The sequence below is a fragment of the Pseudomonas sp. CFSAN084952 genome (assembly GCF_009648855.1).
GTDB classification, from domain to species: Bacteria; Pseudomonadota; Gammaproteobacteria; order Pseudomonadales; family Pseudomonadaceae; genus Aquipseudomonas; species Aquipseudomonas paracarnis.
Map to the genome: position 1 here is coordinate 6,254,021 of NZ_CP045767.1, position 12,360 is coordinate 6,266,380.

Here is a 12,360-nt window from a genome sequence, read left to right on the forward strand (position 1 = left end):
CCTGAGGCTTCCCTGATGAACGAACTACAAGACCTGCTTGATAACAACGAACGCTGGGCGGACGCGATCAAACAGGAAGATCCCGAATTCTTCGCCAAGCTCGCCCGCCAGCAGACCCCGGAATACCTGTGGATCGGCTGCTCCGATGCCCGTGTACCGGCCAACGAGATCGTCGGCATGTTGCCCGGTGATCTGTTTGTGCATCGCAACGTCGCCAACGTGGTGCTGCACACTGACCTCAACTGCCTGTCGGTGATCCAGTACGCGGTGGACGTGCTCAAGGTCAAACACATCCTCGTCACCGGTCACTACGGCTGTGGCGGCGTGCGTGCGTCGATGCAGGACCGCCAGTTCGGCCTGATCGACGGCTGGCTGCGCACCATTCGCGACCTTTACTACGAAAACCGCGATGTGCTGGCCCAGTTGCCGACCGAAGAAGAGCGTGTGGACCGCATGTGCGAGCTCAACGTGATCCAGCAGGTGGCCAACGTCGGCCACACCAGCATTGTGCAAAATGCCTGGCATCGTGGGCAGAGCCTGTCGATCCATGGCTGCATCTATGGCATCAAGGACGGTCGCTGGAAGAGTTTGAACACCACCATCAGTGGCTTCGAGCAACTGCCGCCGCAATACCGCCTGCGTCCGTTGGGCGAAGCCTAGAGCCGTTTGTTTTCGTGCCACCAGGCCAGGCCTTGGGCGTTCAACGGCTCTTTGCTGCCGGTGATCCAACCCCGGCAGTTCAGCTCGCCGCAATGGCAAGCGAACTGCCGGTACAGCGCGTCTTCGGTTATGGCGTAATCCAGGGTCAGCAGGCTGCCTGCGGTAATGGTGTTCAGGGTCCATAGTTCCATGTACGTGGTGTCCAGAAGCACGTTGGGCTTGCAGGAGTGCCGTATCAGGCCGCAGAACCAGCTATCGTACAAGTGGATACGCGACGACAGTTGCAGCGTATGCGAGCGGCGCTCGCTGACTGCGTAGCCTGAAACCAGGGCGATGCGTACTCGACTGTCAAAGTCGATGCGCGCTTTGATTCCACCCCTCTTGCCATTAGGGTATCGCACGACCTTGAATTGTGCGGTCGAGGGGTAACCCTGTTCCACCTGCAGCGTTTCAAAGGGATAGAGGCCGTCATTCACAGCCGCTTTAGCCTTATCCATGGCTCGAGTTTTCATCACTCTCCTGAACGGGGCTGCATGGACCTGCGGACCTGGCGGCCAGTCTTGCAGCAAATGGGCGCGGCCCAAGATTCGCCGAAGTGGGATCCGATTTCTACTGTCAAAGTTGACAGTAGAAACGGTTTATTCACCTTAAAGCGCAGGGGCCGTGACGGTGGGGGCGGGGGCGGCATTTCTCAGCTGTTTCAACTGCGCCTTGATGGGCGCTGTGGCGCACTTGGCGTTGGCCTGCTCGGGTGTCAGGTGGCGCACCGAGGTGTAGAACAACTCACACGTCTGCTCCTTGCGCGTGACCTGCCACGTGTTCTGGCAGGCCTTGAGCAATACATTGGCATCGCTGGCGGGCTTCTGGCCCATGCCGGCTTGCCAGCAGGCGGCGCTCAAGTCCTGGCCCATCACTTTCAAGCCGGCGTCGTCGGCTTTTTGCTCGTCACCGTCATAGCTGTCGGGGCTGGCGGCATACCAAATGTAGCTGGGGTGGTTGGCGCCCAATACCGCGACGGTTTTGCCAGGCTCCGGGCTGATCTGCGCCAGGCTCAGCACGCCCACGGTTTGCCCGTATTGTTGCTGGATCCAGCTACGCACCGGCGCGCCGAAGGCCACCATCGGCAACGCGCCGCCAGGGCGCAGGCTCAGTTCCTTGACCATGCGGGTCTGGTAGTCGGTGAAATACCCGTAGACAGTTTCCAAGTCTTTGCCGGCATTGGACGGTGCAGCGATGGGCGCGATATCGATGATGGTCTGGTACGCCGGCGTTTCCGTGGCCGGTACGCCATTTTCGCTTAACAAGGTGGCCCAGCGGTCGGTGGTGGCCGATTCCAGGTAATCCTGGGCCTGGGTCAGCGAGTAATCCGGAGGGAAGTGCAACAGCTCAATGCTTTTGCGGTTTTCCAAGGCCATGCCTAACGGCAGGAACAGGTACCAGTTGTAGGCCCATTTGCCATCGCTGTTGAGCTGGCGCGCACCTTGGTAAGCCAGGTCGGCGGTATTGAGCAGCGTGGTCAGTGGCTGGCCGTAACCGTCTGGCACGCCGCTGAAGGTCGCCGTGACCTGACCGTCGTGGGTCTTCACACTGACCTTGGCCCGGCTGTAACCGTCACGTTGCAGGCTCTGGTTCAAATAGTGTTCGGCGGTCTGCTCCAGTGACCATGGCCGAAAGCAGATCACGTTGCAGTTATTGGGGTACGCGAACAACTGGGTGACGCGCTGCGTGCTGCCCAGTGGCACCTCGATGTCGGCCTGTACGACCGCACTCGCCAGTAGTGCGGCGAGGGTGAAGGACAGCCTGGTCGGTTTAAACATAGTCAATTCCTTGTCAGCGAAGCCCGTCTGCGCGGGATGGAAGCCCACCTGCACACAGTAGCGGCTGACCAGGAAAATCGCGTGTTAAATCGCCCGGCATGTCGTTATTGGATAAGCCCCTACAGGCTGAACTGCAGAGCATTGCTCAGATCGCCCATGGGCTTCTGGCCGCGCGCGATCATCGCGTCATCACGCTGCTTGAGGCCGTCCAGGGTCTCCAATTGGAACACCCGGGTGATCAAACGCAGGATCGATGCCGTGTCGTACACCGTATGGTCCACCGTGCCTTTGCGGGCAAACGGCGATACCACCAGCGCCGGCACCCGCGAGCCTGGGCCCCAGCGGTCACCCTGGGGCGGCGCCACGTGGTCCCACCAGCCGCCGTTTTCATCCACGGTCACCACCACCACCATGTTTTTCCACTGCGGGCTTTCTTGCAGCACCTTCAAGGCGCGGGCGATATGGCGGTCGCCCGAGGCCACGTCGGCATAACCGGCGTGCATGTTCAGGTTGCCCTGGGGTTTGTAGAAGCTCACGGCGGGCAGCTTGCCGGACTGGGCGTCGGCGAAGAACCGGTTGGTGCTCGACTCATCGCCCAAGCCACCGTCGCGCAAGCGCTTGGCACGTTCTGCGGGGTTTTGCGGCCCTTGCTGTTTGAAGTAATTGAACGGCTGGTGGTGGTACTGGAAATTCGGGATCTTGGGGATGCCGCCGGAGTCCTTGAACTGCTCCAGGGTGGCTTGCCACGCACCGGCGTACCAGGCCCAGTCGATGTTCTTCTTCGACAGCTTGTCGCCAATATGCTCGTGGGTTTGCGGCACCAGCACATTGGGCAGGTCGGGCTTGGAATAATCCGGGTTCTGCGGGTCGCGGATCCAGGTGGGCCAGTAGGGCGGGGCCAGGGTGTTTACCCCGTAACCATCGGGTGTCAGTGCGCTGGGGCCGAATTGCGGCGGGCCGGTCATGGCGCTGGCCGGTGACGTGTCCAAGGGTTTGAGGCGTGTGCCGCGAGGGTCATCGCTTTGCAGCGTGGCGATCTGCGCTTTGGCCACCGACTGCGCGGCATTGGGATAAAACGGCGCGGTGGCGCTGATCAGGTACTGGTGGTTAAGGAACGAACCACCAAACGCGCCCTGGAAGAAGTTATCGCACAGCACAAACTCCTTGGCCACGTCCCACAGGCGCAGGGCATAACGGCTTTGGGCGTAATGGCCCATCACCAGCCCACCGGAATCGCCCCAGGCGACAAAACCATCATTCTTGCCGCCGTTGATCTGCATCTGGTTCTGGTAGAACACGTGCCACAGGTCGCGGGTCACCAGGCTCAATGGCAGGTCTTCGCCCTGCGGGCCTTTGAGGGCGAAGGGTGCGTTGGGCAGGTTTTGCTGAAATTGCACTTCACTGGGGTAAGTCACCCCGTCCACCGTTTGCGGGCCGACCTGCAACACACCGCCCCAGCTCGGTGGCAGGGCAGGCAATACGCTGCCATCGCGGTCGCGCTGCTGGAAGTCCTTGGCGGTTAACGCCGACAGCGGTTGCTCCACCCCGGGGAAATCTGCAAACAGGTTGTTGAAGCTGCGGTTCTCGGCGTAGATCACCACCACGGTCTTCACCTGCTCGCGCAATGCCTTATCCAACTCCTGAGGCGTGAGCGGCCGGGTCACGGGTGGGCTCGGTGCTTCGCTGGTATTGCCGCAGGCACTCAAAGTCGCACCCACGCCCAACACCGCCGCACCGCCGAGGAAGCGCCGGCGGCTGGTGTCTACCGTCGGTTGGATGGCGGAATCGGAGGAGGGAAGGTCTTCGTGCTCATCACTCATTGCGGGGGAGTCCTTGGCGAGATGTTGCAAGATATTTCGCAGGACGGTAGCAACGGAATGTGACGGAACAAAGACAGGTTTAAGAGCGCTACAAAACAAACTGTGGGAGCGGGCTTGCTCGCGAATGCGATGGATCAGTTAATGAATCCGCTGACTGACACTCCGCATTCTCGAGCAAGCCCGCACCGACCCCTTTTAAGGCATCACAGGCGGCAAATACTTCAGCGTCGTCCCCAACGCCCACAGCAAAAACAACACCAGCGGCGTATGCACCAGCAACTGCACAAATGAAAACCCGATCAAATCCCGCGCCTTCAGGCCCAGCACACCCAGCAACGGCAACATATAAAACGGGTTGATCAAGTTCGGCAGCGCCTCGGCGGCGTTGTAGATCTGCACCGCCCAGCCCAGGTGGTATTGCAGGTCATTGGCCACTTGCATCACATACGGCGCTTCGATGATCCACTTGCCGCCACCCGAGGGGATGAAGAAGCCCAGCACTGCCGAGTACACACCCATCAGCAGGGCGTAGGTGTCGTGTGAGGCGATGGAGGTGAAGAACGTCGAGATGTGGTGCGCCAGGGTCTGGCCGTCGCCGCCCTTGACTACCGTCATCAGCGCGGCGATCGAACCGTACAGCGGAAACTGGATCAGCACGCCGGTGGTGGTCGGCACCGCACGGGCCACGGCATCGAGGAAGCTGCGTGGGCGCCAGTGCAGCAGCGCGCCCACCATGATGAACAGGAAGTTATAGGTATTGAGCCCCGAGATGGCGCTGATCGCCGGCTTGGTCGAGAACTCATGGAACAGCCAGCCGGCCGCCAGCAACGCCAGCAGAATCGTCAGCAACGGGCTGTGTTCCAGCCATTCACCGGGGCGCGTCGGCGCCTGCGGCTTGGGCAGGTTGAAGGCCGGGTCAATGCCGCAGGCCTTGGCATCCCGGGCGCTGTTGGGGCCAGGCGCGGTGGCGTAGGCGATGATCAGCGACACCACGATCAGCGCCAGCAACAGCACGCCGGATTGCCACAAAAAAATGGTCTCGGTGAACGGAATCATCCCGGTGATCGACAGAATCGACGGCGGCAAGCTGGCCGGGTTGGCCTGCAACTGCGCGGCCGACGACGACAGCCCCAGCGCCCATACGGCACCCAGACCCAGGTACGCCGCAGCGCCAGCGGCGCGGTAGTCCATGCGCAAGTCCGTGCGTCGGGCCAATGCCCTTACCAACAAACCGCCGAACACCAGGGACAGGCCCCAGTTAAGCAATGAAGCCACCATGGAAATCAACGCCACCCAGGCCACGGCCGAACGGCCATTCTTGGGAATACGTGCCAGGCGGTCGATCAATTTTATTGCGGGTGGTGAGCTGGCGACCACGTAACCGCCGATCACCACAAAGGCCATCTGCATGGTGAACGGGATCAGGCTCCAGAACCCATCGCCAAATGCCTTGGCCGCTTCGGCCGGTGCGGCGCCCATGCCCAGGGTCGCCACGGCGACGATGATCACGGCAAGGGCGGCAAACACCCAGGAGTCAGGAAACCAGCGCTCGGCGAAGTTGGAGCAACGCAGGGCAAATCGGGCATAGCGGCTGTCTTCGATAGCATCGGCCACGAGTCTTTCCTCTTGTAGTTATTATGGGGTTTGGCAGTTTTACGGCATGTTCCTCTACGGCCATTGATTTGGGAATGTAGTTATCTTCAACGATCAATGAGGAAAACAAATATATCCGCCGCGATTGCCATCGATGGGCTCAGCTCATAACCTGCACGCCATTTTGTTTGTCTGCCGAGCCTGCACATGACTGCCACCTTTTCCCCACGGGCGCAGCGTTTTTCCCGCTCCGACTACAAAACCCTGGGCCTGGCCGCCTTGGGTGGAGCCCTGGAAATCTACGACTTCATTATCTTCGTGTTCTTTGCGCTGACCCTCAGCCAACTGTTCTTCCCCCCAGAAATGCCCGAGTGGCTGCGCCTGCTGCAAAGCTTTGGCATCTTCGTCACCGGTTACCTCGCCCGTCCACTGGGCGGCATCCTGATGGCGCACTTTGCAGACCACCTGGGACGCAAGCGCGTCTTCAGCCTGAGCATTCTCATGATGGCCTTGCCCTGCCTGCTGATCGGCGTCATGCCGACCTACGCGCAAATCGGCTATTTCGCCCCGCTGATCCTGCTGGCGCTGCGCGTGCTGCAAGGCGCAGCGGTGGGCGGCGAAGTGCCCAGCGCCTGGACCTTCGTCGCCGAGCACGCACCGCGTCACCATCGTGGCTATGCCTTGGGTTTTTTGCAGGCCGGCCTGACCTTCGGTTACCTGCTGGGGGCACTGACCGCCACTTTGCTCGCGCAAGTCTTCACCCCCGCCGAGATCCTCGACTACGCCTGGCGCTTCCCCTTCCTGCTCGGCGGGGTATTCGGCGTGATCGGCGTATGGCTGCGCCGCTGGCTCAGCGAGACCCCGGTATTCCTAGAGATGCAGGCGCGTCGCCAAGCCGCCGCCGAAATGCCCTTGCGCACCGTGCTGCGCGACCATCGCGCCGTGCTGCTGCCGGCGATGATCCTCACCTGCGTGCTGACGTCTGCTGTGGTGGTGCTGGTGGTCATCACCCCGACCATGATGCAGAAAACCTTCGGCATGAGCCCCAGCCATACCTTCGCTCTGAGTGCCCTGGGCATCGTCTTCCTGAATATCGGCTGCGTCCTCGCCGGCCTGCTGGTGGACCGCATCGGCGCGTGGCGCGCGGTATTGGTCTACAGCCTGTTGCTGCCGGTGGGCATTGCGCTGCTGTACGCCAGCCTGATCGCCGGCGGCGTGTGGCTCGGCGCGGCGTATGCCGTGGCGGGCCTGAGTTGCGGCGTGGTGGGCGCGGTGCCGTCGGTGATGGTCGGGCTGTTTCCGGCGCAGGTGCGGGTGTCGGGCATTTCCTTCACCTACAACATTGCCTACGCACTCTGGGCAAGTACTACACCGTTGTTGTTGATCGCGCTGATGCCAACCAGCCCGTGGATCTGCGTGGGGTATTGCGTAGTGATGGGGGCGGTTGGGGTAGCGAGTGTGGCGCTGTTTGGCAAGCGCCACACCTTGGCCGCCTGAGGGTCAGGTCAGGAAGTGCCAGAGCAACAAGGTACCCGCCAACCCAACCACCGAAACAATCGTCTGCAGCACCGACCACACCCAGATTGTCTGCTTCAACTGCAAGCCAAAGTACTCACGCACCATCCAGAATCCGGCGTCGTTGACGTGGCAGAAGAACACCGAGCCGGCGCCGATGGCCAGGGCGACCAATGAGCTTTGAGTCGCCGCCAACCCGGCCATCATCGGCGCGAGGATGCCGGCGGTCGTGGTGGTGGCCACGGTGGCCGAACCGGTGGCCTGGCGCAGGGCCACGGCAATCAGCCAGGCCAGCAGCAAGTAGGGCATGTGCGCGCCTTCGGCGACTTTGCTGATGGTCTGGCTGACGCCGGCGTCCAGCAGGGTTTGCTTGAGGCCGCCGCCGGCGCCGATGGTCAGCAGCAGTACGGCGATAGGCGCCAGGGCTTTGCGCAGGGTGTTGCCGACGTCGGCGCGTGGCATGCCCGCCGCCCAACCCAGGCAGACGACCGCGGCGATTACGGCCAGGCCGAGGGCGACCAGCGGTTCACCGAGGAACTTCAAGGTCAGGGCGAGGGTGCTTTCCGGCGCCAACGCGACTTTAGCCAAGGTGCTGCCGAGCATCAGGATTACCGGCAACAGAATGATCAGCAGCGACACACCGAAGCTCGGCTGGCGCGGGGCCTTGGGCGGTGCGCTGAACAAGGCGCCGATATCGGCCGGTTCCTCCACGTGCAGGCGCTTGGACAGCCAGTTGCCATACAGCGGCCCGGCCAGGATCACGGCCGGCACCGCCAGGCAAAAGCCCAGCAACATGGTCAGGCCCAGGTCGGCGTGCAATGCGCCTACGGCAATCAGCGGCCCAGGGTGAGGTGGCATCAAGGCATGCAAGGTGGTCATGCCCGCCAGTGCAGGGATGGCGATCTTCAGCAATGGCTGGTTCGAACGCTTGGCCATCACAAAGATGATCGGCACCATCATCACCAGGCCCACTTCGAAGAACAGCGGCAGGCCGATCACCATGGCGACCAACGCCATCACCCAGGGCAATGACTTGCCTTTACCCAGCCCGAGCAACGTGGTGGCAATACGGTCGGCCGCACCGGATTCGGCCATCAGCGCGCCGAGCATCGCACCTAGGGCAATGATGATCCCGGCTTCCCCGAGAATCGTCCCGGCGCCTTTGCTGAAAGCCTTTGCCACTTCTTCCGGTGGCAGGCCGGCGCCGACCCCGGCGATAAAGGTGCCGATCAAAATCGACAGGAAGGGCGGCAGTTTGGTCGCGCTGATTAGCACAATGATGCTGGCGATCGCCAACAGCACGCAGAGCATGAGGCGGGTGTCGTGAACCATCCACGCGGCAGTCGATAACTCCAAGACGGGACTCCTTATCGAGCAGGTTGGCTAATATGTTTCTTTTTGTTTCAGCCTGAAAAGCATACCTGATAGCGCTCCCCCAACGCGTGCATGAACGATTTTGGTGCGCCCGAAGCTAACGACGCTCTGGCGCTCAGATGACAATTTTGCAAACCATGCCAGTGGAACTGGCCTATAGCTCTATGATCCGCCCCATCCCAACCCACGAGGACATTTCATGAGCGCAGGACACAGCCACGCCCAAGTACGCGCCGGCCACGAACGCAAGTTATGGATCGCCCTGGGGCTGACCGGCAGTTTCATGCTGGCCGAAGTCATCGGCGCCTTTGTCACCGGCAGCCTGGCGCTGTTGTCCGATGCAGCGCACATGATGACCGACGCCCTGGCCCTGGCGATTTCCCTGGTGGCGATCCAGGTCGCCAAGCGCCCGGCAGACCGCAAGCGCACCTTCGGTTATGCGCGGTTCGAGATCCTGGCGGCCGCCTTCAATGCATTACTGCTGTTCGCCGTGGCGTTCTACATCTTGTACGAGGCTTACCAGCGGCTGCAGGCGCCCGCCGAAATCCAGTCCACCGGCATGCTGGTGATTGCGCTGCTGGGGCTGGTGGTCAACCTGATCTCCATGCGCCTGCTCAGCGCTGCCAGTGGCGAGAGCCTTAACGTCAAGGGCGCCTACCTGGAAGTCTGGAGCGACATGCTGGGCTCCGTCGGCGTGATCATTGCCGCGCTGGTGATCATGTTCACTGGCTGGGGTTGGGTTGACTCCGTGGTCGCGGCCGCCATTGGCTTTTGGGTATTGCCGCGCACCTGGACGTTGCTCAAGGCGAGCATGAACATCCTGCTGCAAGGTGTGCCGGAGGGTGTGGACATCGAGCAGGTGGAGCAGGCCATCCGCAGCGTGCCGGGGGTCAGGGACGTGCACGACCTGCATATCTGGGCCCTCACCAGTGGCAAGAACGTGCTGAGTACGCATCTGGTCGCGGATGCGTCCCAGGGCACTGAGCAACAGATCCTCAGCCGAGTGACGGAGTTACTGCACGAACAGTTCGATATTTCCCACGCCACGATCCAGGTCGAGGGCGAGGGTTTTCAACATGACGATCACGACGAAGTGCATGCCTGAGCCTGGCTAACGGATTTGTAATCTTTCGCCCACCGCCCTGATAAGTACCGAAAGCTACATTGCCCCCGCTGGGAAACCTCAGCGACTTCATGGGCGTGGAACTCTCGTTATGGCAATTTTTGTTAGAACACTGTTGGGGGCGGCGGCATTGGCAGTGTGGATATCCGCAAACGCCGCCCAGGCACAACCCCTCACCCTCGATGCTGCCTTGCAAACCGCCTTCGCCAACAACCCGGACCTGGCGGCCGCACAATGGGAAATCGACATCGCCGAAGGCGGCCGCCAACAGGCCGGCTTGATCCCCAATCCGGTGGCCTCCTGGGACGCCGAAGACACCCGCCGCAACAGCCGCACCACCAGCATCAAACTCAGCCAGACCCTGGAACTGGGCGGCAAGCGCGGTGCGCGTATCGAAGTGGCCACCCGCGCCCAGGATGCCGCCGCGCTGACCCTGGAGCAGCGCCGCAACTTGTTGCGCGCCGAGGTCATCGACAGCTACTACGGCGCCCTGCGCGCCCAGGAACGCCTTGACCTGGCGCAACGCTCCATGACGCTTGCCGAGCGCGGCCTGGTGGTCGCCAACGGGCGCGTCACTGCTGGCAAGTCGTCACCCGTGGAAGCCACTCGCGCCCAGGTGCAGGTGTCGCAAATCCGTCTGGAATTGAACCGCGCCCAGATCGGCCTCACTGACGCCTACCGTCGTCTGGCCACCAGCACCGGCAGCGCCGCCACCGACTTCCAGGTCGTCGCCACGCCAAGCACTTCCGTACCGGCGTTACCCGCCGCCGCGCCATTGTTGGCACGCCTTGAGCAGACCGCCGAATTGCGCCTGGCCGAACTCAACATTGTGCAGAACGAAGCCAGCGTGGGCCTGGAAAAAGCCCAGCGCATTCCGGACCTGGACGTGTCCATCGGCAGCCAATACGACGCCAGCGTGCGCGAACGGGTGAACCTGGTGGGCGTGTCGATGCCGATCCCGTTGTTCAACCGCAACCAGGGCAACATCCTCGCGGCCACCCGACGCGCCGACCAGGCCCGCGACCTGCGCAACGCCGCGGAGCTGCGCCTGCGCACCGAAACCCGCCAGGCCCTGGACCTGTGGCAGACCGCGAATACCGAAGTGCGCGCGTTCAACCAGCAGATCCTGCCCGCCGCACAAAGTGCGGTAGACAGCGCCACCCGTGGCTTCGAGATGGGCAAGTTCAACTTCCTCGACGTGCTCGACGCCCAGCGCACCTTGATCGCGGCCCGCACCCAATACCTTGCGGCCACCGCCCAGGCCACCGAGGCCTGGGTACGCATCGAACGCATTTACGGCGACCTCGCCCGCTTTTGATTTTTCCTGGAGTCTCCTGATGAACAAAAAACATGGCATGGCGCTCGCCGTCGCCCTGGGCCTGATGCTTTCCGGCTTCGCCCACGCCGAGGAAGAAGAAGGCAAGCTCGAACTCACCGAGCAGCAGATTCAAGCCGCCGGCATCCAGTTGGCCCAGGCGCAACCGCGCGCCATCAGCACCGTGCTGACGCTGCCGGGCGAGGTGCGTTTTGATGAAGACCGTACCTCCCACATCGTGCCCCGTGCGGCGGGCGTGGTGGAGGCGGTGAAGGTCAACCTGGGCCAGTCGGTGAAGAAGGGCGAACTGTTGGCGGTGATCGCCAGCCAGCAGATTTCCGACCAGCGCAGCGAATTGGCCGCCAGCGAGCGCCGGGTCGAACTGGCGCGCACTACCTTCCAGCGCGAGCGTCAGTTGTGGCAGGACAAAATCTCTGCCGAACAGGATTACCTGCTGGCGCGGCAAACTCTGCAAGAAGCCGAAATCGCCCTGAACAATGCGCGGCAAAAAATGACTGCGCTCAGCGGCACTGCCGTATTGGCCGGCGGCAATCGTTATGAACTGCGTGCGCCCTTCGCCGGTGTGGTGGTGGAAAAACACCTGGGGGTGGGCGAGGTGGTCAGTGAAACCAGCAATGCCTTCACCCTCTCGGACCTGTCCCAGGTGTGGGTCACCTTCGGCGTATTTCCCAAAGACTTGAACAAGGTTCGCGTGGGCAAACCGGTGAAAGTCAGCTCGACGGAAATGGGCACCGAAGTGCTGGGTACCGTGGCCTATGTGGGCAACTTGCTCGGTGAGCAGACGCGCACCGCTACCGTGCGCGTAACGGTCCCCAACCCTGACGACGCCTGGCGCCCGGGCTTGTTCGTGGCCGTGCAAGTGGCCACCGATACCTACCAGGCCAAGGTGACCGTGCCGCAAACCGCTATCCAGACCGTCGAGGACAAACCCTCGGTGTTTGTGCGCACGGCGGACGGCTTTATCACCCGCCATCTTGAACTGGGCGTCAGTGAAAACGGCTACGTCGAAGTGCGTAAAGGCCTGGAGGCCGGCGCGCAGGTGGCGACGGCTGGCAGCTTCATCCTCAAGTCCGAACTGGGCAAAGGCTCGGCCGAACACGCCCATTGATCCTGCGAGTGATT

General features: G+C 62.1%; 10 protein-coding genes. 5 read left to right on the forward strand and 5 right to left on the reverse strand.

Going from position 1 to position 12,360, the window contains the following annotated elements:
• Positions 1–15 precede the first annotated feature (15 nt).
• Complete coding sequence (can, locus tag GH769_RS28400; RefSeq protein WP_003188288.1) at positions 16–660, forward strand: carbonate dehydratase; 645 nt, start codon at positions 16–18, stop codon at positions 658–660.
• Here can and GH769_RS28405 read toward each other — a convergent pair.
• From GH769_RS28405 to GH769_RS28420, 4 genes are all read right to left on the reverse strand, one after another.
• On the reverse strand, positions 657–1,172 hold the full coding sequence (locus tag GH769_RS28405) for a hypothetical protein (protein ID WP_014716787.1): 516 nt from the start codon (positions 1,170–1,172) through the stop codon (positions 657–659). The two genes, can and GH769_RS28405, sit on opposite strands and share 4 nt — an antisense overlap.
• A 135-nt stretch (positions 1,173–1,307) precedes the next feature.
• Positions 1,308–2,477: a hypothetical protein gene (locus tag GH769_RS28410; RefSeq protein WP_032902203.1), complete on the reverse strand. Its 1,170-nt coding sequence runs from the start codon at positions 2,475–2,477 to the stop codon at positions 1,308–1,310.
• A 119-nt stretch (positions 2,478–2,596) separates the two neighbouring features.
• Positions 2,597–4,297 carry an acid phosphatase gene (gene acpA / locus GH769_RS28415; protein ID WP_032902204.1) on the reverse strand — a complete coding sequence of 567 codons (1,701 nt, stop codon included), beginning with the start codon at positions 4,295–4,297 and terminating at the stop codon, positions 2,597–2,599.
• 195 nt (positions 4,298–4,492) lie between these two features.
• Positions 4,493–5,911 carry a short-chain fatty acid transporter gene (locus tag GH769_RS28420; RefSeq protein WP_032902206.1) on the reverse strand — a complete coding sequence of 473 codons (1,419 nt, stop codon included), beginning with the start codon at positions 5,909–5,911 and terminating at the stop codon, positions 4,493–4,495.
• Between the two features lie 186 nt (positions 5,912–6,097).
• Here GH769_RS28420 and GH769_RS28425 point away from each other — a divergent pair, with 186 nt between their 5' ends.
• Positions 6,098–7,387 (forward strand): MFS transporter, encoded by a 1,290-nt coding sequence (locus GH769_RS28425; protein ID WP_020301437.1) that lies wholly within the window; start codon positions 6,098–6,100, stop codon positions 7,385–7,387.
• Positions 7,388–7,390: 3 nt separating this feature from the next.
• On the opposite strand, the gene GH769_RS28430 is transcribed toward GH769_RS28425, so the two are convergent.
• Positions 7,391–8,761, reverse strand: coding sequence for a gluconate:H+ symporter (locus tag GH769_RS28430; RefSeq protein WP_032902207.1), 1,371 nt, complete (start codon positions 8,759–8,761; stop codon positions 7,391–7,393).
• A 217-nt stretch (positions 8,762–8,978) separates the two neighbouring features.
• Here GH769_RS28430 and GH769_RS28435 point away from each other — a divergent pair, with 217 nt between their 5' ends.
• The 3 genes from GH769_RS28435 to GH769_RS28445 all read left to right on the forward strand — a co-directional run bounded on the left by GH769_RS28435 (position 8,979) and on the right by GH769_RS28445 (position 12,346).
• Positions 8,979–9,884, forward strand: coding sequence for a cation diffusion facilitator family transporter (locus tag GH769_RS28435; RefSeq protein ID WP_014716792.1), 906 nt, complete (start codon positions 8,979–8,981; stop codon positions 9,882–9,884).
• Between the two features lie 109 nt (positions 9,885–9,993).
• Positions 9,994–11,220, forward strand: a complete 1,227-nt coding sequence (locus tag GH769_RS28440; RefSeq protein ID WP_032902209.1) for a TolC family protein — start codon at positions 9,994–9,996, stop codon at positions 11,218–11,220.
• 19 nt (positions 11,221–11,239) lie between these two features.
• Positions 11,240–12,346 (forward strand): efflux RND transporter periplasmic adaptor subunit, encoded by a 1,107-nt coding sequence (locus GH769_RS28445; RefSeq protein ID WP_020301440.1) that lies wholly within the window; start codon positions 11,240–11,242, stop codon positions 12,344–12,346.
• Positions 12,347–12,360: the final 14 nt, after the last annotated feature.

Coding starts and splice junctions, on each gene's coding strand:
- acpA (WP_032902204.1), bottom strand. CDS start 4,297: ATGAGTGATGAGCACGAAGACCTTCCCTCCTCCGATTCCGCCATCCAA.
- GH769_RS28440 (WP_032902209.1), top strand. CDS start 9,994: ATGGCAATTTTTGTTAGAACACTGTTGGGGGCGGCGGCATTGGCAGTG.
- GH769_RS28405 (WP_014716787.1), bottom strand. CDS start 1,172: ATGAAAACTCGAGCCATGGATAAGGCTAAAGCGGCTGTGAATGACGGC.
- GH769_RS28425 (WP_020301437.1), top strand. CDS start 6,098: ATGACTGCCACCTTTTCCCCACGGGCGCAGCGTTTTTCCCGCTCCGAC.
- GH769_RS28445 (WP_020301440.1), top strand. CDS start 11,240: ATGAACAAAAAACATGGCATGGCGCTCGCCGTCGCCCTGGGCCTGATG.
- GH769_RS28435 (WP_014716792.1), top strand. CDS start 8,979: ATGAGCGCAGGACACAGCCACGCCCAAGTACGCGCCGGCCACGAACGC.
- GH769_RS28410 (WP_032902203.1), bottom strand. CDS start 2,477: ATGTTTAAACCGACCAGGCTGTCCTTCACCCTCGCCGCACTACTGGCG.
- can (WP_003188288.1), top strand. CDS start 16: ATGAACGAACTACAAGACCTGCTTGATAACAACGAACGCTGGGCGGAC.